Consider the following 21,082-nt stretch of genomic DNA (forward strand, 5'->3'; position numbering starts at 1 on the left):
GGCGCGGCGCAATTCCACCTCCGATCGTTCGAACACATGTACGATCGCCGGCATGGTGCCACCCCCTCCCGCCGGTGCGTCCGGTGTCCGCGACATCACCCGCCGACTGACCGAGATCTGCGGTCCGCGCTTCGCCCGCCTCGCCGGCCCCGCCGACGAGGTGGCCGGCAGCACCGCCCGCTGGGTGGCGGTGCCCGGCGGTCCGCACGCCGCGGCGCAGGTGCTCCGGCTGGCCGCCCGGCACGACCTGAGCGTGGTGCCCCGAGGGGCCGGCACCAAGATCGACTGGGGTGCGCCGCCCGAGCGGGTCGACATCATGCTGGACACCGGGAGACTGGCCGGCATCGGGCACCAGGCCCCGGATCACGGCACGGCCGAGATCGGTGCCGGTACGCCGCTGCGCGCGGTCCAGGCCATCCTGGAGCGCACCGGCCGGCGGCTGGCGTTGGACACTCCCTCGCCGGGCGCCACCCTCGGCGGGGTGCTGGCGGCGGACGAGGCCGGCCCGCTGCGGCACCGGCACGGCACCGCCTGCGACCAACTCGTCGGCCTGCGCTACCTGGCCGCCGACGGTGAGCTGGCCGAGGCGGGTGGTGGAGCGGCCGGGCTGGCCGAGGCGCGGCTGCTGTGCGGCTCGGAGGGCGCGCTCGGCGTGCTGGTCGGCGCGACGCTGCGGGTGCAGGCGGTGCCGGCCGCGCGGGTGTGGGTGACCCGACCGGTGTGGACCCCACTGGAGGTGCACGACCTGATCCAGGCGGTGCTCGCCGCCCGGCTCGACCCGGCCGCGATCGAGCTGGACCTGCCGGTCGGCACCGGCTGCCGGCCCCGGCGGGACCGCCGCGCCGAGTCGATGGCGCTGCACCCGTCGATGACCGGGCGCGTGCCGACCGGCCCGGCGGGCACCGGCTCGCTCGTGGTGCTGCTCGAGGGTGGCCCTGCCGAGGTGGCGGAGCGGACCGACCGGCTGGTCGGTCTCCTCGGCTCCCGCGCGACGGTCGCCCGCGCGGCACCCCCGTGGTGGCGCAGCTATCCCTTCGCCCCCGGCGACACGGCACTGCGACTGGAGGTGCCGATGACCGACCTGCACGCCGCCGTCTACGCCCTGCGTGACGCCGCCGGCGGCCCGGTGCCGGTACGCGGCTCGGCCGGGCTCGGCGTGGTGCACGCCGCCCTGCCCGGGGCGATGGCCCCGAGCCGGGTCGCGTCGATCCTGGCCGCGGTGCGTGGCGTGCTGCTCGCCCGACAGGGCCGGTGCGTGGTGCTCGCCGCCCCGCCGGCCGTCCGCCGCACCGTCGACCTGTGGGGCGAGCGCGCCGACCTGGCCCACCTACGCGCCGTCAAGCAACACCTGGACCCCACCCACCGCCTCGCCCCCGGCCGCCTCCCCGGCGGCCTCTGACCCCCCACCCCTAACCCACCCCCGCCCCCAGTCCGCCGCGCCCCGAGTCCGCACCCGCCCCCGGCCCGCGCCGATCTTGCACTTTTGGTCGCCGAAATGCCTCTCTTGTCGGCTATGCCCCGACAAGAACTGCAAGATCGCGGGCGTGGCGTGGCGTGGCGTGGCGTGCGTGGCGTGGCGTGGGGTGTGGGGTTGTTAGGCGGTGTCGTTGCGGAGGACGAGGATGGCGATGTCGTCGCGGGGTTCCTCGACCGAGAAGTTGATCGCGGTCGCGCGCAGCCGAGCCGCCACCACGTCCGCCGAGTAGCCGGCCAGCGGCGCGGCGGCGTCGCGCAGCCGCCCGGTGCCGAACAGCTCCCGGCCCCGGCGACGCTCGGTCACCCCGTCGGTGTAGAAGACCAGGCAGTCGCCCGGCTCGAGACTGAGCTGCGCGGTGGGCGAGGTGATCGCGTCGAGCAGCCCGAGGGCGGTGCCACCGGTGCCGACGAAGGCGGCCGGGCCGCCGCTGGAGCGCAGCAGCACCGGCCGGTCGTGCCCGGCCAGGTGCAGCCCGACGTCGAGCCGGTCGCCCTCGCCCGGCCCGACCGCCGCCAACGCCAGCGTGCAGTAGCGGCCGGCACCCCGCTCGACGAGCGTCTCGTTGAGCCGGGCCAGCACCTCGGGCAGCGGCTTGCCGTCGCCGGCCAGCACCCGGATCACGTCCCGCACCAGCCCGGTGACCGCCGCCGCCTGCACGCCCTTGCCGGAGACGTCGCCGATCACCACCAGCCAGCGCCCGTCCGGCAGCGGCACCACGTCGTAGAAGTCGCCACCGACGTCGACGTCTCCGCCGGTCGGCACGTACTCGGCGGCGAAGCCGATGCCCTCGACCACCGGCAGGACCGGCGGCAGCAACGACTGTTGCAGGGTCTGGGCGACCCGGCGGCGCTCGGCGTGGATGCGGGCGTTCTCGATGGCGAGCGCGGCCCGCCGGGCCACGTCCTCCAGCACGGCGATCTCGTCCGGGTCCTGCCGGTGCCGCTGGTGGCGTCCGACCGCCAGCGTGCCGAGGCGCTGCCCACGGGCGATCAACGGTACGGCGAAGCCCTCCATCGGCGCACCGAGCGGGGTACGGGTGCCGTTGCGGCTGGCCTCACGCAGCCGGGCCGGGACGGAATCCGGGCCGGCCTCGCGGAGCGCGGCGTGCAGTTGCGGCAGCATCGACTCGTCGGCGTGGCTGGCCGCCGCGAGCCGGAGCCGGCCCCACTCGTCGGTGGTGTGCACCGCGCACCACTGGCCGAGCCGGGGCACCACCAGCTGCGGGATGAGCGCCATGGTCAGCTCCACGTCGAGCGACTGGGCGAGCAGCTCGCTGGCCTCGGCGAGGAAGGTCAGCCAGGCCTGCCGGCGTACGTCCGCCCGGCGCAGCCTGTCGTTCTCCAGGTGCAGCGAGAGCCGCTCGGCGGTCAGCACCGCCAACGGCTGGGCGTACGCGGTGGGCGCGGCGTCCAGTTCCAGCTCACCGGCGTACGGGCGGTGCACGGCCAACGGCACCCGGAGCAGGTCGTTGCCGACCCGGGGCTGACGGCCGTACCGGGCGAGGACCTGGGCACCCTGGCCGTCGCCGCGGTCCAGCCGCACCACTCCACCGGCGGCGCCGACCATCTCCGCCACCCTGGTCAGCAGGCCGGCGGCGAAGTCCGGCAGCGGATCCTCGGCGTACGGGTCGGGGGTGGTCTGCATCAGCGCGTTCATCGCGCCGGCGCTGGGTACGGCGGTCTGTCCGGCGCCGTCCGGTTGGGTGGCGCTCGCCGGCGGTGCGGGGGTGGTCGGCCCCTTCCCCTTGCGATCGGCTCGGTCCAGCCGGAACCACACACCCTTGCCGGTGCGCAGATAGGTGGTGCCCCAGCGGCTGGCGAAGTGGTCGACCAGCAGCAGCCCGCGTCCCCGCTCGGCGACCTCGGCGATGTCGGTGGCCAGGTTGCGTACCCCGACGGTCAGTTCGTCGACCGGGCCGGCGGCGAAGTCGGAGACCGTCACGGTCAGCCCCGCCTGGTCGGCGGTGACCTCGATGTCCAGTTCCGTGCGGGCGTGCTCGACCGCGTTCGTGGACAGCTCCGTGGTCAACAGAAGTGCCTCGTTGAGCAGTTCGTCCAGGTCCGCCTCCGCGAGCACGGACCGGACGACCGCGCGGGCGGCGGCCGGGGTACGGCGGTCGGCGGGAAGCCGGACGCGCCGCACGTGCTCGTCTGGGCCCGTCCTCGTCGCGGGCCCCGCCTCCGCTGACACCCTCGTATCCTCCACCGACACTCCGCCGCTGCCAAGCTGATCACCACCGGCTCTTTGCCGTCGGACGGCGCCGTGCCGTGGCGTTTTCGAGGTCACGGGGACAATGATGGGGTGGCCGGTGGGAGCCGGTGGACCCCGAGGTGAGCGAGGAATGATGACCACGGCTAAACAGTCGGTGACCGCGGAGATCTCCGCTGCCGACCACGAGGCGGTCCTCACCGAGCTGGCGGAGGCGCTACGGCGGGTCCGGGGCGGTGACCTCAAGGTGCGGTTGCCCCGGCGCTCGGGCGCGGCCGGTGAGGTGGCGGACGCCTTCAACGACGTGGTGTCGCTCCAGGAGCGGCAGCACCTGGACCTGCGCCGGATCAGTCGGGTCGTGGGCCGCGACGGCCGGCTGACCGAGCGGCTGGACGAGGAGGGGCTGGACGGCTCCTGGGCGGAGGGTCAGCGGGCGGTCAACTCGCTGATCGACGACCTGGGCCGGCCCACCACCGAGATCGCCCGGGTCATCGTGGCGGTCGCCGACGGTGACCTCACCCAGCACATGGCGCTGGAGATCGACGGTCGCCCGCTGCGCGGTGAGTACCTGCGCATCGGCCGCACGGTCAACACCATGGTCGACCAGCTCTCGTCGTTCTCCAACGAGGTCACCCGGGTGGCCCGGGAGGTGGGTACCGAGGGCAAGCTGGGCGGCCAGGCCGACGTCCGTGGCGTCGCCGGCACCTGGAAGGACCTCACCGACTCGGTGAACACCATGGCGTCGAACCTGACCGGCCAGGTGCGGTCGATCTCCCAGGTGGCGACCGCGGTGGCCAAGGGTGACCTCTCCCAGAAGATCACCGTCAGTGCTCGCGGCGAGGTCGCCGAGCTGGCCGACACGATGAACTCGCTGACCGACACGCTGCGTCTCTTCGCCGAGCAGGTGACGCGGGTGGCCCGGGAGGTGGGCACCGAGGGCAAGCTGGGCGGTCAGGCGGAGGTGCCGGGCGTCGCGGGCACCTGGAAGGACCTGACCGACAGCGTCAACTCGATGGCGTCGAACCTGACCGCCCAGGTGCGCAACATCGCCCAGGTCTCCACGGCGGTCGCCCGGGGTGACCTGTCGCAGAAGATCACCGTGGCCGCGCAGGGCGAGATCCTGGAACTCAAGGACACCGTCAACACGATGGTGGACCAGTTGTCGTCGTTCGCCGACGAGGTGACGCGGGTGGCCCGTGAGGTGGGCACCGAGGGCAAGCTGGGCGGTCAGGCGCAGGTGCGCGGCGTCTCCGGCACCTGGCGTGACCTCACCGAGAACGTCAACCAGCTCGCCGGCAACCTGACCAGCCAGGTCCGCAACATCTCCCAGGTCTCCACCGCCGTCGCCAAGGGTGACCTGAGCCAGAAGATCACTGTCGACGCCCGGGGCGAGATCCTGGAGCTGAAGAACACCGTCAACACGATGGTGGACCAGTTGTCGTCGTTCGCCGACGAGGTGACGCGGGTGGCCCGTGAGGTGGGCACCGAGGGCAAGCTGGGCGGCCAGGCGCAGGTCAAGGGCGTCAGCGGTACGTGGCGGGATCTGACCGACAACGTGAACTCGATGGCGTCGAACCTGACCAGCCAGGTGCGGAACATCGCCTCGGTGACCACGGCGGTGGCGCGCGGCGACCTGTCGCAGAAGATCACGGTGGATGCCCGGGGCGAGATCCTGGAGCTGAAGTCGACGGTGAACACGATGGTGGATCAGCTGTCGTCGTTCGCCGACGAGGTGACCCGGGTGGCCCGTGAGGTGGGCACCGAGGGCAATCTCGGCGGTCAGGCGCAGGTCAAGGGCGTCAGCGGTACGTGGCGGGATCTGACCGACAACGTGAACTCGATGGCGTCGAACCTGACCGCCCAGGTGCGCAACATCGCCCAGGTCTCCACGGCGGTGGCCAAGGGTGACCTGAGCCAGAAGATCACGGTGGACGCCCGGGGCGAGATCCTGGAGTTGAAGTCGACGGTGAACACGATGGTGGATCAGCTGTCGTCGTTCGCCGACGAGGTGACCCGGGTGGCCCGTGAGGTGGGCACCGAGGGCAAGCTGGGCGGTCAGGCCCAGGTACGCGGCGTCGCCGGCACCTGGCGGGATCTGACCGACAACGTGAACTCGATGGCGTCGAACCTGACCAGCCAGGTGCGGAACATCGCCTCGGTCACCACCGCGGTGGCCAACGGTGACCTGTCGCAGAAGATCACGGTCGACGCGCAGGGCGAGATCCTGGAGCTGAAGAACACCGTCAACACGATGGTGGACCAGTTGTCGTCGTTCGCCGACGAGGTGACCCGGGTGGCCCGTGAGGTGGGCACCGAGGGCAAGCTCGGCGGTCAGGCGCAGGTCAAGGGGGTCTCCGGCACCTGGCGGGATCTCACCGAGAACGTCAACCAGCTCGCCTCGACGCTCACCACCCAGCTGCGGGCGATCGCCCGGGTCTCGACCTCGGTGACCCGGGGTGACCTCACCCAGCGGATCGCGGTGAAGGCCCAGGGTGAGGTCGCCGAGCTGAAGGACAACATCAACCAGATGATCGTCACCCTGCGGGAGACGACCCACAAGAACGCCGAGCAGGGGTGGCTCGACTCCAACCTGGCCCGCATCGGCGGGCTGCTCCAGGGGCAGCGTGATCTCGGCGAGGTCTGCCGAATGATCATGCAGGAGGTCACGCCGCTCGTCGACGCGCAGCTTGGCGCGTTCTTCCTGGTGGACAACTCCGAGGGCGTGATGCGGCTGCGGTTGACCGCCTCGTACGGCTATGTGTCCCGGGGGCACGACGTGACCTTCGGACCGGGCGAGGGGCTGGTCGGCCAGGCCGCGCTGTCCCGGCGCACCATCCGGGTCGGCGCCGTGCCGGACGGCCGGATCACGCTGCGGTCCGGGCTGGCCGACACCCCACCGGCGGATCTGGTCATCCTGCCGGTCCTGTTCGAGGGCGAGCTGCTCGGCGTGATCGAGTTCGCCACCGTCACCCCCTTCTCCGAGCTGCACCTGTCGTTCCTGGAGCGGCTGGTCTCCACCATCGGCATCGCGGTCAACACCATCCAGGCGAACCGGCGTACGGAGGAACTGCTCGCCCAGTCGCAGCGGCTGGCACACGAGTTGCAGGAGCAGTCGGCGGAGTTGCAGCGGACCAACGCCGAGTTGGAGGACAAGGCCAAGCTGCTGTCGGAGCAGAAGGCGAACATCGAGACCCAGAACCGGGAGATCGAGCTGGCCCGGCTGGGCCTGGAGGACAAGGCGCAGCAGCTGACCCGGGCCTCGGCGTACAAGTCGGAATTCCTGGCGAACATGAGCCACGAGCTGCGTACGCCGCTGAACTCGCTGCTGCTGCTGGCGCGGCTGCTCATGGAGAACTCGGAGCGGAACCTCACGCCGAAGCAGATCGAGTTCGCCCGCACGATCCACGGCTCCGGGTCGGACCTGCTCCGCCTGATCGACGACATCCTGGACCTTTCCAAGATCGAGGCCGGGCGGATGGACGTCGAGCCGACCGAGGTCCGGTTCACCGAGATCTGCAACTACGTGGAGCAGGCGTTCGCCCCGCAGGCCGAGGAGAAGGGCCTGGACTTCCAGGTACGCATCGGCAAGGACCTGCCGCCGGCCGTGGTGACCGACGCGCAGCGGCTCCAGCAGGTGCTGCGCAACCTGCTGTCGAACGCGGTGAAGTTCACCGACAACGGTGCGGTGACCCTGCGCATCTCCCGGGCGCCGGAGCACGCGGTGTTCGACGTGCCGGCGCTGACGAACGCCCGGCAGGTGATCGCCTTCACGGTGATCGACACCGGGATCGGGATCTCCGACGACAAGCTGTCGCTGATCTTCGAGGCGTTCCAGCAGGCGGACGGGACCACCAGCCGCCGGTACGGCGGTACCGGACTGGGCCTGTCGATCAGCCGCGATCTGGCCCGGCTGATCGGGGGCACCATCACGGTCGCCTCGGCACCCGGTCAGGGGTCGACGTTCACGCTGTACCTGCCCGACGTACTGGCGCCGGACGCGGTGGTGGCGCCCGCCCCACCGTCACCGCAGCGGGCGGGGCTGCCGTCGTCGCTGCTGATGCCGCCGATGGAGCTGCTGTCGGAGGCGCCCGAGGCGCCGAAGACCCGTCAGCTGGACGGTGCCACCGTGCTGATCGTGGACGACGACGTGCGGAACGTCTTCGCGTTGACCAGCGCGCTCGAACTGCACGGCATGACCGTGCTGTACGCCGACAACGGCACCGACGGGGTTCGCCTGTTGGCCGAACACCCGGAGGTCGATATCGTCCTGATGGATGCGATGATGCCCGATCAGGACGGATACGAGACAACCCGGCAGATCAGGCGTAACCACCGGTTCGCGGACCTGCCGATCGTGTTCCTGACCGCGAAGGCGATGCCGGGCGACCGGGAGTCGGCGATCGCGGCCGGGGCCAGCGACTACATCACCAAGCCGGTCGACCTGGACCAGCTGATCGAGCTGATGGGTACCTGGATCAGTGGCAGCCGTACCGAGGAGGGCTCGTGACTCAGGTGGCGAAGGCACTGCTGGTCGATGACCGCCGGGAGAACCTGATGGCCCTGGAGGCGATCCTCCAGGGGCTGCCGGTGCAGTCGGTCGCCGTGGAGAGCGGTGAGGCGGCGCTGAAGCAGTTGCTCGTGGACGACTTCGCGGTGATCCTGCTGGACGCCCAGATGCCGGACATGGACGGGTTCGAGACGGCCAGCCACATCAAGCGGCGGGAGCGTACCCGGCACGTCCCGATCATCTTCCTGACCGCTGCCGACCGGGACGCCCAACTGGCCCTGCGCGGCTACGCGGCCGGTGCGGTGGACTACCTCACCAAGCCGTTCGACCCCTGGGTGCTGCGGGCGAAGGTCTCCGTCTTCGTCGAGTTGTGGACCAAGACCCGCCAACTGGCCGCGCAGTCCGAGATGGTCCGCGAGCGCGACGCCCAGTGGCGGTTGCTCACGAACGCCGTCGACGAGGCCACCACCCTGCTCCGCGACACCGACGACCCCGAGGCCCAAGCCCGCGCGGTTGCCCTCCTCGAACAAGCCCGCTGGGGCACCACCCCCGACTAACCCGTCCCACCCCCGAACCCTCCCCATTGATCATGAGGTTAGCGGCGATTTCGATCTTCGAATCGCCGCTAACCTCATGATCAACGCCGTCGGTGGGGTGAGGGGTGGGTCAGGGGGTGGGGGTGTCGTTGCGGATCATCAGGGCGCTGCGTAGGCCGGTGATGTCCAGGACGCGGAGCAGGAACTCGCCGACGTTTGTCAGCACGAGCAGGCTCTGGGCGTGGCTGGCCTTGCGGCTGAGGACGACCAGGGTGCCCAGACCCTGCGAATCGCAGAACGTCACGCCTCCGAGGTCCAGGACGATCCGGGGCGGGGGCTCGGTGAGAACCTCATTGACGACGGTCGACAGCTGGGCGGCCGTTTGCATGTCGATCTCACCGGCAAGGCGGAGCACGGCTTCGTCGCCCGTTCGGTGTACGGTGATGGACAGTTCGGCACGATCCACCGGGTCAGCCTATCGCGATCTCCGTCGCCCGGCCTGTCGAGGCGTGCTGTCCCCGCGCAGCGTGCCGGGGGTGAGCCCGGTAACCCCGGGGCCGGGGTGGCTGCCGATCCGCGGCCGGGCGCTGACACAATGGCGGCATCGTGACCAAGGTGTATACCGCCGGATCCGACCGCTACCCGGTCGACGCGCCGGCCTCAGCGGCCCTGTTCGACCGCGCCTGCGCCATCGTGCCGGGCGGGGTGAACTCCCCTGTCCGCGCCTTCCGGGCGGTCGGCGGCACCCCACGCTTCATGGTCCGAGGTGAGGGCCCGTGGCTCCATGACGCGGACGGCCGCCGCTACGTCGACCTGGTCTGCTCCTGGGGTCCGCTGATCCTGGGCCACGCGCACCCCGAGGTCGTCGCGGCCGTGCAGGCCGCCGCCGCCCACGGCACCAGTTTCGGTACGCCCACCCCCGGCGAGGTCGAGCTGGCCGACGAGATCGTCGCACGTACCCCCGTCGAGCAGGTCCGGCTGGTCAACTCGGGTACCGAGGCGACCATGTCGGCGATCCGCCTGGCCCGTGGTCACACCGGCCGCTCGAAGATCATCAAGTTCGCCGGCTGCTACCACGGGCACGTCGACGCGCTGCTGGCCGCCGCCGGCTCCGGCGTGGCCACCCTGGGCCTGCCCGATTCGCCGGGAGTCACCGGCGCGGCGGCCAGCGAGACGATCGTGTTGCCCTACAACGACGTGGCCGCCGTCGAGGCGGCCTTCGCCGCCGAGGGCCAGCACATCGCCGCGGTGATCACCGAGGCCGCACCGGGCAACATGGGTGTGGTCGCCCCCCGCGACGGGTTCAACGCACAGCTGGCCCGGATCGCGCACGCGCACGGCGCCCTGCTGATCATCGACGAGGTGATGACCGGGTTCCGGGTCTCCCGTGCCGGCTGGCACGGACTCGACCCGGTCGAGGCGGACCTGTGGACGTACGGCAAGGTCATGGGCGGTGGGCTGCCCGCCGCGGCGTTCGGCGGGCGCGCGGAGATCATGTCGCGACTGGCCCCCGCCGGTCCCGTCTACCAGGCCGGCACCCTCTCCGGGAACCCGCTCGCCTGCGCGGCCGGGCTGACCACGCTGCGGCTCGCCGACGACGCGCTCTACCGTCGGCTGGACGACACGGCCGCCACCGTGGGCAGGCTCGCCACCGACGCGCTGTCCGCCGCCGGGGTTCCGCATCGACTGTCGTACGCGGGCAACATGTTCTCGATCTTCTTCACCGACGCCGACGTGGTCGACTACGACAGCGCCCGCACCCAGCAGGTGCCGGCGTTCAAGGCGTTCTTCCACGCGATGCTCGCAGCCGGCGTCTACCTGCCGCCGAGCGCGTTCGAGTCCTGGTTCGTCTCGGCGGCGATCGACGATGCCGCCCTGGAACAGATCGCCGGCGCGCTGCCGACGGCGGCCAACGCGGCGGCCGCGGCAGGTCACGGGGGGTAGTAATGGGCAAGACGGTGGTCCATGTGCTTCGGCACGGCGAGGTGTACAACCCGGACGGCATCCTGTACGGCCGCCTGCCCGGTTTCCGCCTCAGCGAACTGGGCGTCCAGATGGCCAAGGCCGCGGCGCAGGGGCTGGCCGAACGCGAGGTCGTGCACGTGGCGGCCAGCCCGCTGGAACGCGCCCAGCAGACCGCCGAGCCGATCGCCGCCCAGTTCCGGCTGCCGGTCGGGGTGGACGAGCGGCTGATCGAGAGCGCCAACTGGTTCGAGGGCAAGAAGGTCTCCCCGGGCGACGGCTCGTTCCGCGATCCGCGTAACTGGTGGGTGCTGCGTGACCCGGTCACCCCGTCGTGGGGCGAGGCGTACCGGGCGATCGCCGAGCGGATGTTCGCCGCGCTGCACGCCGCTCGGATCGCCGCCGAGGGCCGGGAGGCCGTCCTGGTCTCCCATCAGTTGCCGATCTGGACGCTGCGCCGCTACGTGGAGCGCAAGCGGCTGTGGCACGACCCACGTCGCCGGCAGTGTGGACTGGCCTCGCTCACCACCTTCCACTTCGACGGTGCCAAGATCGTCGGCATCGGCTACTCCGAGCCGGCCGCGCACCTGGTGGCGATGTCGCCGACCGCGCGGACGGCCAAGGGGGCCTGAGATGGGTGCCGGGAGGCTGGCCGCTGGCCTGCTCGCCACCGCGACCGCCGCGGTGGTCCTGACCGGCTGCACGGCCGACGGGAGGGAATCCGCCTGCGACAGCGCCGGCGGCATCGTCGAGTGCGCCCCGGAGCAGCGTTCCGCCGCCCCGAAGATCGTCGGTGAGCTGCTGGCCGGCGGTTCCTACGACGTGGCCGACCAGCGGGGCAAGGTCGTGGTGGTCAACTTCTGGGGCTCCTGGTGTGCGCCGTGCCGGGCCGAGGCCGACGACCTGGAGAACACCCACCAGGCGACGAAGGACTCCGGGGTGACCTTCCTCGGCATCAACGTGCAGGACAGCCGGGACAAGGCCATCGCCTTCGAGGAGGGCCGGGTCAGCTACCCGAGCATCTTCGACCCGGGCAGCCGGCTCGCCCTCGACATGGACATCCCGCCGAACACCATCCCGGCCACCGTCGTGCTGGACCGGGAGGGCCGCATCGCCACGGTGATCCGGGCGGCGGTCCGACAGGACGGGCTGCAACCCATCGTCGAGCGGATCGCCGCCGAGACACCCGCGCCGGCCGGTCAGCGCTGATGGGCGGGACGTTCGGTCAGCTCGCCGAGTCCGGCCCGTTGCTGCTGGCGTTGGGCGCGGCGGCGCTGGCCGGTCTGGTCAGCTTCCTGTCGCCGTGCGTGCTGCCGCTGATGCCCGGCTACCTCTCGTACGTCACCGGTCTGGCCGGCGCGGACCTCGAGGGCCGGCAGGAGCCGACCGCCCCTGCGGCGGCGTCGGGTGGCGGTGGCGTCGGCACGGCCGTACGGGAGCGCAGTCGGGTCGTCCCGGCGGTGAAGGGTCGGGTGCTGGCCGGGACGCTGCTGTTCATCGCCGGCTTCACCGTCGTGTTCACCGCCACCGCGGTCCTGTTCAGCGGGGTCGGCCGGGTCTTCTTCGACCACGAACGGACACTGGAGATCATCGTCGGCGGGCTCATCGTCGTGCTCGGTCTGGGCTACCTCGGTGCGCTGCCCGGGTTCCAGCGGGAGTTCCGGATCAACCGGCTACCCGCCGCCGGGCTGCTCGGCGCGCCGGTGCTCGGTGCGGTGTTCGCGCTGAGCTGGGTGCCGTGCACCGGGCCCACGCTGGCCGCGGTGCTCGGCATGGCCACCACCAGCGGGCAGACCGACCGGGCGGTGGTGCTGGCCGTGGCGTACTGCCTCGGGCTGGGCCTGCCGTTCGTCGTCTTCGGGCTGGGCTTCAACCGCCTGCTCGGGGTCTTCCGGACGGTACGTCGGCACAGCCGCTGGGTCACCCGGATCGGCGGGGCACTGCTGATCCTGATCGGGCTGGCGCTGCTCACCGGCGGTTGGACCAACGTGGTGATCTGGTTGCAGACCACCGTCGGGGTGGGCAACTTCGAGGTGGGCATCTGATGACCGCCGTCGACGACCGACCCGCCACCCCGGCCGAGGCGCCCCGGCGCCGCCCCAACCCGCTGCTCGCCCTGCTGCGCAACTCGTGGCGGCAGCTGACCAGCATGCGTACCGCGCTGGTGCTGCTCTTCCTGCTCGCGGTCGCGGCGATCCCGGGGTCGGTGCTGCCGCAGCGCGGGGTCAACCCGGAGGACGTACGCGACTTCTACACCGCCAACCCCGACCTGGCTCCGCTGCTCGACCGGGTGGGCGCGTTCGAGGCGTTCAGCTCGGTCTGGTTCTCCGCGATCTACCTGCTGCTGTTCACCTCGCTGATCGGGTGCATCACGCCCCGGCTGCGGGACCATGTCCGGGCGCTGCGGGCCCGTCCGCCGGCCGTACCGAAACGCTTGGAGCGGCTGCCGCAGCACGCGGTGGTGCCCGCGCCCGAGGGCGGCGCGGCGGCGGTCGCGGCGACGCTGCGGCGACGGCGGTGGCGGGTGGCGGTACGCGGCGACGAGGTCTCCGCCGAAAAGGGCTACCTCAAGGAGACCGGCAACCTGATCTTCCACAGCTCGATGGTGCTGGTGCTGGTCGGTGTGGCGCTCGGTTCCTGGTACGGCTGGCACGGCAACCGGCTGCTGGTCGCCGGAGCGGACCAGGTCTTCTGCAACACCCGCCAGCAGTACGCCGAAGCGAAGCTCGGCCCGCGGGTCGGTGACAACCTGCCCCGGTTCTGCATGCGGCTCGACGAGTTCGACGCGCGGTTCCTGCCGAACGGCCAGGCGTCCTCGTTCAACGCGAAGGTCACGGTGGACGAGGACGGCGGCGCGCCGCGCCAGGCCGAGTTCTCGGTCAACTCGCCGTTGCGCCTCGACGGCGCGAACGTCTACCTGCTCGGGCACGGGTACGCCCCGGTGATCAGGTACACCGACCGGTTCGGCCGCACGCAGACCAGCGCCGTGCCGTTCCTCACCACCGGTGACATCGGGCTGACCGGTGAGGGGCTGGCCGCCTTCCCGGACGCCAACGTCGACCCGGACACCGGCGAGCGGAACCCGGACCTCCAGGTGGCCTTCTCCGGGCTCTACCTGCCGACCGCACCACAGCAGCCGCCGTTCGTCCGCTCGGAGCATCCGACCGAGCAGAACCCGCTGCTCGACCTGGTGGCGTACCGGGGGAACCTGGGACTCGATGCCGGCATCCCCGGCTCGGTCTACCAGCTCGACCAGCGGCAGGTACGCAACGGCCGGCTCACCGAGATCGGTGCGAAGCAACTGCGGATCGGCGAGAGCTGGACGCTCGACGACGGCACCACCGTCGAGTTCGTGGACACGGAGCGGTACATCGTGCTGTCGGTACGGCACGACCCGGGCATGATGCTGCTGCTGGTCAGCTCGATCGGACTGGTGCTGGGGCTGATGGGCTCGCTGTTCGTCAGGCGTCGGCGGGTGTTCGTCCGGCTGCTGCCCGCCGGTCCGGACGACCCCGACGGTGGATCTCCGACGGGCGGTAGTAGTTTGGTCGAGGTGGCTGGTCTGCCGCGTACCGAGCATCCCGGGTTCGCCGCCGAGTTCGCCCAACTGGTCGCGGCGATCGGTGGACGATCCGGCGACGCCGGCACCGACCCGGGCGCGCCGGCCCGGGCGCGGGAAGGAGCCGAGTGATGTCCGCACTCTCCGATCAGTTGGTGTCGATCGCCACGCTGGTTTACCTGCTGGCGATGATCAGTCATGCCGTCGAGTACGCCCTGGGCAACTCGCGCGCCAGGGCGGTCGCGGCACCGGCCCGCGAGCTGGTCGGCGCGGGGGTGGGCGCGGGCCCGACCGTCGCGGTGACGGCCGGTGGTCGGCTTGCCAGCGAGCATGTCGACGCCGTCGCGGTGGATGGCCCGGTCGTGGTCGGTCCGGGTACGGACGGCGTCGCCACGGATGGGCGGAGCGCCGGTGATCTCGCCGACGGGTCGCCGTCGGTCGGTGCTGCTGTGGTGAGTCCGGCGGCGCCGAATCGGGCCGGACGCACCGCGCGGCGGGCGGAGCTGGGCGGTCGGATCGCGGTCGGGCTGACCGCCGTGGCCGCCGCGCTGCACCTGGCGGCCCTGGTCACCCGTGGCCTCGCCGCCGACCGGATGCCGTGGGGCAACATGTACGAGTTCGTGCTCACGGTCTCGTTCATCGGGGTCGCCGCCTGGCTGACCGTGCTGGTGAAGTGGCCGTTCCTGCGCCGCCTCGGGCTGTTCCTGACGCTGGTGATGGTGCTGCTGGTGGCCACCGCCGAGCTGGTGCTCTACACCCCGATCGTGCCGCTGGTGCCGGCGCTCAACTCGTACTGGTTCGTCGTGCACGTGTCGACGATCGTCTTCGCGTCGGGTCTGTTCCTGCTGGGCGTGGTGCCGGCGGCGGCGTACCTGATGCGGGCCGGCTACGAGGACGGCCGGCGCAGCTTCCCGTACACCCTGGCGAAGCGGCTGCCGGCGGCGGCCGGGCTGGAACGGCTCACCTTCGTGCTGCACGCCTTCTCGTTCCCGATCTTCACCTTCGCGGTGATCGCCGGGGCGATCTGGGCCGAGGCGGCCTGGGGCCGCCCGTGGGGCTGGGACCCGAAGGAGACCTGGGCGTTCATCTCCTGGGTGGTGTACGCCGGCTACCTGCACGCCCGGGCCACGCCGAGCGTGCGCCGGAGCACCGCCACCTGGCTGGCCATCCTCGGCTTCCTGACCGTGCTGATGAATCTCTTCGGCGTGAACATCTTCTTCGAGGGCCTGCACTCCTACGGCGGCCTCTGACCCGCAAGACGTATAACTGCACTTATAATAACTGTGGTTATACATCTTGCAGGATGGTGGTCGTGAGCCTCATCAAGCCTCCGGAGATCTTCGATCGAGACGTCGAGTGGGCCGAGTTGGCGCGGTTCGCCACCGACGAACGGCCCGGCGCCACGTTGGGCGTGGTCAGCGGACGCCGCCGGCAAGGGAAGACCCTCCTGCTGTACGAGCTGGCTCGCGCCACGGGTGGCTTCTACTTCGGGGCTACCGAGGCGACTTCGACGGAATCGCTGCGGCGGCTCGGGGAGGCGCTTGGCCGGTACACGGACAGTCCAGGTCCGGTGCACCTGGCGGACTGGTCGAGTGCTGTCGACGCGCTGTTGGCCCTGGGCCGGTCTCGGCCGGTCCCGGTGGTGATCGACGAATTCCCCTACCTGGCTCGGGCGAGTCGCGACCTGCCGTCGGTGATCCAGCATGCGTTCACGCCGGGCCGGCCCGAGCGGACCGGCTCGCATACCCGCCTTCTACTGTGCGGCTCCGCGCTTTCCTTCATGGGCGGGTTGCTGGCCGGCTCCGCGCCGCTGCGGGGGCGGGCCGGGCTCGAACTGCCGGTCGCTCCCCTCGACTACCGGGCGGCCGCGGCCTTCTGGGAGATCAGTGATCCGTTGCTCGCGGCCAAGGTGTTCGCAATCGTGGGTGGCACACCGGCCTATCGCCGGGAGTACGTCCAGGACGACGCACCGGAAGGGCCTGACGACTTCGATGACTGGGTGATGCGTGCCGTGCTGAATCCCGCCCGGCCGCTCTTCCGCGAGGCGCGGTATCTCCTCGCTGAGGATCCGGATCTGCGGGACGCGGCGCTCTATCACTCCGTTCTCGCGGCGGTGGCCGAGGGGAACGGCACGCGCGGCGGGATCGCTGGCTTCATCGGGCGCAAGAGCACTGACCTGCACCACCCGCTCACCGTGCTGGAGGATGCCGGCCTCCTGGTTCGGGAGCCGGACCCGCTGCGTAGCGGCCGTAGCCGTTACCGCATCAACGAGCCCTTGATCACCTTCTATCAGGCGGTCATGCGGCCGGCCTGGACGGCCTTGGAGCAGCGGCGGGGCCCGGAGGTCTGGCGACGTTCCCAGCGGCGGTACGCCAGCGCGGTGCTCGGTCCGTCGTTCGAAGAGGTCGTCCGGCAGTGGGCAGTACGTTTCGCCGCTCCCGAGACGTTTGGCGGCATCGCCGCCGAGGCGAGTCCCGCCGTTCTCGTCGATCCGGTCAGCCGGACCAGTCTGGAACTGGACCTCGTCGCGCTCGGCGAGCCGCCACTCGGCGACGGGCCACGCCCGCTGCTCGCCGTCGGCGAAGTCAAGTGGGGGCGGATGTTGGGCCTGGCTGACCTGGACCGGCTCGCCCGGGCGCGAGACCTGCTCGTCGCTCGTCCCGGTCTGGACGCCCGGGACACCCGGTTGCTGCTGGCCAGTGGCGCGGGGTTCACCGATGACCTGTGGGCGGCCAGCCGCCAGCGGTCCGACGTGCTCCTCGTCGACCCCACGCGTCTCTACACCGCCGACTGACCCGTCACCTGGATCTGTCGATGTTCCGCCCGATGCTGCGGTGAGGCGCGCACCCATGGGCACCATGCTGCCGTCTCAGCTTCGATCTCGGGCCGACAGGGGCCGGTGCAGCGTGTCGCTCACCCGCAGGGTGACCTGGTGGGCGACCTCCGGCACATCGGACAGCTCGATTCGCTCGGACCGCAGGGCGAGCTGTGCGTGCAACTCGCGGGCGATGGCGTCGCGCAGCTCGACCTGTAGCGGCGACAGCCCGTCCGGCTGGCCCACGACGTACGCATCCGACATTCCTCAATGCTGTCGTCGCCCGCCGTCCCCGGTCCACCGCCGGTGAGGTTTCCCCCAAATTCGCCGAGATCTTGGACAGTTCCCGTTCTGCGCTAACGGGAACTGTCCAAGAATCACTCGACATCATGGTGTTGGCGGCCGGCGCAGGGCTTCGCGGGAGAGGAAGTCGGCTCGGCGGATCACCTCGGGCAGGCGGTAGCGCGGGCTCAGGTCGAGCGTGATCGTGGTCGCCAGGTCGAGGCTGGTGCGGTGACCGACCGAGACGAACACCGGCTTGACGTCGGTCTGGGTACGCAGCACCCGGCCCAGCACCTCGTCGCCCTCGCACAGCGCCGACCAGTCGCCCCGGCGCGCGCCCGGCTCGTCGTACGCACCGACGAAGGGCGTCTTCGCCACCCCGAAGGTGGGCAACCCGGTCAGCACGCCCAGGTGGCAGGCGAGCCCGAACCGCCGGGGATGCGCTATGCCGTACCCGTCGCAGACCACCACGTCGGGACGATGGCGGAGCCCGCCCAACGCGGTCAGCAGGATCGGCACCTCCCGGAAGGCCAGCAGCCCCGGCACGTACGGGAAGCTCACCTGACCGGGTACCACGGCCGACTCCACCTCGACGCCGGTGGCCAGGTCGATGACCACGGCGGCGGCGACGATCCGCGACGATTCCTTGTGGTACGACACGTCCACACCCGCGGCCAGCCTCGGCGCGACGTCCAGGCAGTCATCCAGGTCGAGGCGCTGCCGCAACTCCTGCTGGATCCGCCCCGCCTCCGCCACAGACTCCGGGGAGGTAACCGCCGCGCCCAGTTCCTCGACCACCGCCGGCTCGTCGTCGGAGCAAGGCCGGTCGGCGGGGACGGTCGTCATGAGGTGCGAGCGTACGACCAATCGGGACCTGACAGGTCGTCCCCGACGGCCCGACGTTCCGACGGCCGGGCGGTCCGACGGCCGGGTGGTCCGACGGCCGGGTGGTCCGACGGCCGGGCGGTCCGACGGCCGGGTGGTCCGACGGCCGGGCGGTCAGTCGGTGGGTTGCGGGCGGGGTGCGCGGGGCGCGGCCCAGCCGAGGAAGCGGTCGTGCAGCGCGGCCGGCTTCGGTGCGTCGTGCGGGTTGAGGCGGTACAGGTCGTCGACGGCGTCGTACAGCATCCCGGCCAGGTAGATCGACAGGGCCACATGGCTGTCCCGGTACTCGGCGAGAAGAGCGAGCCGGGCGGTGGCGCAGGGCCACGGTGCGGCGCAGGCTCGACACAGCCAAAGCGGCCGGAGCGGTACGTGAAACCGCGCTGTCATCCGCGTGCCCCCTCTGCTGACCCGGTTCGGGCTGACCCGGTTTCGGGCTGGTCCGGCGGCCCTGCCTGGCCGGTGCACCGCCGATCGTCTCGTCGCCGGAACCGGCCCGGGCCCCGGCGAGGACCGCGTCGGCTGGCAGGCTGCGGCCGAATGTCGTGGCCAGGTGCTGCCACCCTTGCCGGGGCTGGAGGCGGGGCCGTCCGTCGCCGACGTGCCGGACGGCCCCGCTTCGGTTGCGCCCGTCCTTTCGGGTCGGATTCGGGCGGTTCCGATGGGGACAGTCTGGCCAGACGCCGACTACGCTCGGAAGGCAATCGATCGCCCTGTGTGCCTGACGTGGCCGCTGGTGAGGGCGGTGAGAACGCGGGCGTGCTGGTGAGGAGTGGTGCGGGTGGACGAGCGGTCGCGGGTACTGATCGAGGAGCTGCGGCACATGCGGGCGGCGCGCAGGGTGACCCAGGAGGACCTGGCTCGGGCGATCAACTATTCGCCCTCCACGGTGGCCATGGTGGAGACCGAGGCGCGCAAGCCGCCGCCCGACTTCTGGGAGCGGGCGGACGACGCGCTCGACACCGGTGGCGCGTTCGTCCGGATGCTGGCCCGGCTCGGTGCGCCGCAGTGGATGCGGGAGTGGGAGGCCAACGAGCGGCAGGCCACCGTGCTGCGCTCGTTTCAGAACACGGTGGTGCCGGGGCTGCTGCAAACCTCGGCGTACGCCCGCGCGCTGTTCCGCAGCGTCGGCCTCTACGACGACGCGGAGGTGGAGCGGCGAGTGGAGGCGCGACTGGCCCGGCAGGCGGTGCTCACCGGCGAACGACCGCCGCAACTGGTCACCGTGCTCGACGAGCACGTGCTGCGCCGGCCGGTCGGTGGGCCGGTGGTGATGCGCGAGCAACTGTGGCGGCTGGTCAAGCTGGCGACCGAGCACGCCCGGGTACGGCTGCACGTGGTGCCCGCCTCGGTCGGCGCGTATCCGGGTGTCGCCGGGGCGTTCGTGCTGGCTACCCTTCCCGGTGGGGAGGATGTGGCCTATCTGGACGATCAGCTCAAGGGTCAGGTGATCGACCACACCGAGGACGTGCTGGCGATCCGGGCCTCCTGGGAGGCGATCCAGGGCGAGGCGTTGCCGCCCCGGCAGTCGATCGAGTTGTTGACGGAGGTGGCGGAGTCATGGCGGAGCTGACCGACGCCCGGTGGCGCACCAGCACCCGGAGCAGCACCAACGGCGGAGACTGTGTCGAGGTGGCCGACAACCTGCCCGGCCTGGTCGCGGTCCGGGACAGCAAGGACCGCGACGGCGCGGTGCTGACCTTCGGCCCGGCGGCCTGGCGGGCGTTCCTGGAGGTGCTCCCGGTCAGCCGGTGAACCACCCCGGGATGTCGAGCCGGAACCAGTTGGCGGGGGTGACTCTCCGCAGGTCGTCCTCGATGGCGGCGACCCGATCCGCGCCGAGCGTCTCCGTCCAGCGCTGCCGCAGTTCGTCGAAGACGACCGCCGACCGGTGCAGCCCGTCGAGCCCGTACGGGGTCAGCCGGACCAGCTTGCGCCGGGCGTCGCGCGGGTCGTCGGCGCGTTCCAGGTAGCCGAGGGCGACCAGTCGGTCGACGGTCTTGCCGGCGGCCTGCTTGGAGACGCCCAGCCGGTTGCCCAGCTCGGAGGCGGTGGTGCCGTCGGTGCCGACGGCTTGGAGCACGAAACCGTGCAGTGGCCGCAACTCCGGGTGGCCCTGCCGGGCCAGCTCGGCGTGCAGGTCGTCGATGAGCGCCCGGAAGCCGGCGAGCAGCAGCAGCGGCAGTACGAAGCCGGGTCGCTGCGGTTCAGGTGTTGGCAATTTCGACAACCTGGTTTACGGTTTGGTCAATCACGTTGTCCAAACTACGGCAAGGGGTGTCACCATGTCCACGCACGCCTTCACCACCCACACCGTCGACACCGCTCCGCAGGCCGCCCGGCCCACCATGGCCGGAGTGCACCGCAAGATCGGCTACCTACCCGGCGCGGTCGGCCTGATGGCCGAGTCCCCCGAACTGCTCACCGGCTTCCTGGCCGCGAACGCCAGCTTCGACAGGTGCGGGCTGGACCGGATCCAGCGGGAGGTCGTGGTGCTCACGGTCGCTGGCCGCAACGAATGCCATCTCTGTGTGGCCATGCACACCGCCACCCTCGTCCGGCACGGCGCCGCCTCCGAGCTGATCGACGCGCTGCGCGCCGGCGCGACGCTGCCCGACGAGCGGCTGGAGGCGTTGCGGTGCTTCACCCTGGCCGTGCTCGACAACCGGGGCGCGGTGCCCGACGCGGAACTGTCCGCCTTCCTGGCCGCCGGCTACCAGCCCCGGCACGCCCTGGACGTGGTGCTCGGCGTCGGCACGTACACCATCTCCACCTTCGCCAACCGGCTCACCCGGGCACCGATCGACCCACCCCTCGCCGCGTACGCCCGGCAGCCGGCTGCCTGACGGCGGGA

General features: G+C 71.4%; 19 protein-coding genes. 13 read left to right on the plus strand and 6 right to left on the minus strand.

Annotated features, from left to right (window positions below; all coding sequences use genetic code 11):
* Nucleotides 1-52 precede the first annotated feature (52 nt).
* Entirely contained in the window at nucleotides 53-1,399 is a 1,347-nt protein-coding gene (locus tag V5O40_RS12280) for an FAD-binding oxidoreductase (protein ID WP_332905552.1), read from the plus strand.
* Between the two features lie 195 nt (nucleotides 1,400-1,594).
* Here the strand turns inward: V5O40_RS12280 and V5O40_RS12285 are convergent, their stop codons facing one another.
* Nucleotides 1,595-3,667 carry a SpoIIE family protein phosphatase gene (locus tag V5O40_RS12285; protein ID WP_332905553.1) on the minus strand — a complete coding sequence of 691 codons (2,073 nt, stop codon included), beginning with the start codon at nucleotides 3,665-3,667 and terminating at the stop codon, nucleotides 1,595-1,597.
* A gap of 154 nt (nucleotides 3,668-3,821) precedes the next feature.
* Here V5O40_RS12285 and V5O40_RS12290 point away from each other — a divergent pair, with 154 nt between their 5' ends.
* Nucleotides 3,822-8,192 (plus strand): hybrid sensor histidine kinase/response regulator, encoded by a 4,371-nt coding sequence (locus V5O40_RS12290; RefSeq protein WP_332905554.1) that lies wholly within the window; start codon nucleotides 3,822-3,824, stop codon nucleotides 8,190-8,192.
* Nucleotides 8,189-8,749, plus strand: a complete 561-nt coding sequence (locus V5O40_RS12295) for a response regulator (protein ID WP_332905555.1) — start codon at nucleotides 8,189-8,191, stop codon at nucleotides 8,747-8,749. Before V5O40_RS12290 ends, V5O40_RS12295 begins: the two co-directional genes overlap by 4 nt.
* Nucleotides 8,750-8,858: 109 nt before the next feature.
* On the opposite strand, the gene V5O40_RS12300 is transcribed toward V5O40_RS12295, so the two are convergent.
* A complete protein-coding gene (locus tag V5O40_RS12300) occupies nucleotides 8,859-9,194 on the minus strand; it encodes an STAS domain-containing protein (RefSeq protein WP_093403944.1) in 336 nt (111 codons plus the stop codon).
* A 140-nt stretch (nucleotides 9,195-9,334) separates the two neighbouring features.
* On the opposite strand from V5O40_RS12300, the gene hemL reads away from it, so the two are divergent.
* The 7 genes from hemL (at nucleotide 9,335) to V5O40_RS12340 (ending at nucleotide 17,043) form a co-directional block, all read left to right on the plus strand.
* Nucleotides 9,335-10,672: a glutamate-1-semialdehyde 2,1-aminomutase gene (hemL, locus tag V5O40_RS12305; protein WP_332905556.1), complete on the plus strand. Its 1,338-nt coding sequence runs from the start codon at nucleotides 9,335-9,337 to the stop codon at nucleotides 10,670-10,672.
* Nucleotides 10,673-10,674: 2 nt separating this feature from the next.
* Nucleotides 10,675-11,322, plus strand: coding sequence for a histidine phosphatase family protein (locus V5O40_RS12310; RefSeq protein ID WP_269740309.1), 648 nt, complete (start codon nucleotides 10,675-10,677; stop codon nucleotides 11,320-11,322).
* A gap of 1 nt (nucleotide 11,323) precedes the next feature.
* Nucleotides 11,324-11,899 (plus strand): TlpA family protein disulfide reductase, encoded by a 576-nt coding sequence (locus tag V5O40_RS12315; RefSeq protein ID WP_332905557.1) that lies wholly within the window; start codon nucleotides 11,324-11,326, stop codon nucleotides 11,897-11,899.
* Nucleotides 11,899-12,735 carry a cytochrome c biogenesis CcdA family protein gene (locus tag V5O40_RS12320; RefSeq protein ID WP_332905558.1) on the plus strand — a complete coding sequence of 279 codons (837 nt, stop codon included), beginning with the start codon at nucleotides 11,899-11,901 and terminating at the stop codon, nucleotides 12,733-12,735. The genes V5O40_RS12315 and V5O40_RS12320 overlap by 1 nt, the downstream gene beginning before the upstream one ends.
* The gene (locus tag V5O40_RS12325) at nucleotides 12,735-14,381 is read left to right on the plus strand and encodes a cytochrome c biogenesis protein ResB (protein ID WP_332905559.1); all 1,647 of its coding nucleotides are present in this window, start codon (nucleotides 12,735-12,737) and stop codon (nucleotides 14,379-14,381) included. The genes V5O40_RS12320 and V5O40_RS12325 overlap by 1 nt, the downstream gene beginning before the upstream one ends.
* Complete coding sequence (gene ccsB / locus V5O40_RS12335) at nucleotides 14,381-15,499, plus strand: c-type cytochrome biogenesis protein CcsB (RefSeq protein WP_408631866.1); 1,119 nt, start codon at nucleotides 14,381-14,383, stop codon at nucleotides 15,497-15,499. Before V5O40_RS12325 ends, ccsB begins: the two co-directional genes overlap by 1 nt.
* Nucleotides 15,500-15,561: 62 nt before the next feature.
* Nucleotides 15,562-17,043, plus strand: a complete 1,482-nt coding sequence (locus V5O40_RS12340; protein WP_332905560.1) for an AAA family ATPase — start codon at nucleotides 15,562-15,564, stop codon at nucleotides 17,041-17,043.
* Between the two features lie 75 nt (nucleotides 17,044-17,118).
* Here V5O40_RS12340 and V5O40_RS12345 read toward each other — a convergent pair whose 3' ends face one another.
* The 3 genes from V5O40_RS12345 to V5O40_RS27935 all read right to left on the minus strand — a co-directional run bounded on the left by V5O40_RS12345 (nucleotide 17,119) and on the right by V5O40_RS27935 (nucleotide 18,501).
* Complete coding sequence (locus tag V5O40_RS12345; RefSeq protein ID WP_332905561.1) at nucleotides 17,119-17,328, minus strand: hypothetical protein; 210 nt, start codon at nucleotides 17,326-17,328, stop codon at nucleotides 17,119-17,121.
* Between the two features lie 123 nt (nucleotides 17,329-17,451).
* Complete coding sequence (locus V5O40_RS12350) at nucleotides 17,452-18,072, minus strand: endonuclease V (RefSeq protein WP_332905596.1); 621 nt, start codon at nucleotides 18,070-18,072, stop codon at nucleotides 17,452-17,454.
* Between the two features lie 273 nt (nucleotides 18,073-18,345).
* Nucleotides 18,346-18,501, minus strand: a complete 156-nt coding sequence (locus V5O40_RS27935; RefSeq protein ID WP_408631867.1) for a hypothetical protein — start codon at nucleotides 18,499-18,501, stop codon at nucleotides 18,346-18,348.
* 508 nt (nucleotides 18,502-19,009) lie between these two features.
* Between V5O40_RS27935 and V5O40_RS12360 the strand changes: the two genes are divergently transcribed.
* The gene (locus tag V5O40_RS12360) at nucleotides 19,010-19,801 is read left to right on the plus strand and encodes a helix-turn-helix domain-containing protein (protein ID WP_332905562.1); all 792 of its coding nucleotides are present in this window, start codon (nucleotides 19,010-19,012) and stop codon (nucleotides 19,799-19,801) included.
* Complete coding sequence (locus V5O40_RS12365) at nucleotides 19,789-19,983, plus strand: DUF397 domain-containing protein (protein WP_164446551.1); 195 nt, start codon at nucleotides 19,789-19,791, stop codon at nucleotides 19,981-19,983. The genes V5O40_RS12360 and V5O40_RS12365 overlap by 13 nt, the downstream gene beginning before the upstream one ends.
* Here the strand turns inward: V5O40_RS12365 and V5O40_RS12370 are convergent.
* Nucleotides 19,973-20,449: a MarR family winged helix-turn-helix transcriptional regulator gene (locus tag V5O40_RS12370; RefSeq protein ID WP_332905563.1), complete on the minus strand. Its 477-nt coding sequence runs from the start codon at nucleotides 20,447-20,449 to the stop codon at nucleotides 19,973-19,975. The two genes, V5O40_RS12365 and V5O40_RS12370, sit on opposite strands and share 11 nt — an antisense overlap.
* A gap of 64 nt (nucleotides 20,450-20,513) precedes the next feature.
* Between V5O40_RS12370 and V5O40_RS12375 the strand changes: the two genes are divergently transcribed.
* A complete protein-coding gene (locus V5O40_RS12375) occupies nucleotides 20,514-21,074 on the plus strand; it encodes a carboxymuconolactone decarboxylase family protein (RefSeq protein ID WP_332905564.1) in 561 nt (186 codons plus the stop codon).
* Nucleotides 21,075-21,082 lie beyond the last annotated feature (8 nt).

Origin of the sequence: Micromonospora palythoicola, assembly GCF_036689795.1 — a bacterium.
GTDB lineage: Bacteria > Actinomycetota > Actinomycetes > Mycobacteriales > Micromonosporaceae > Micromonospora > Micromonospora palythoicola.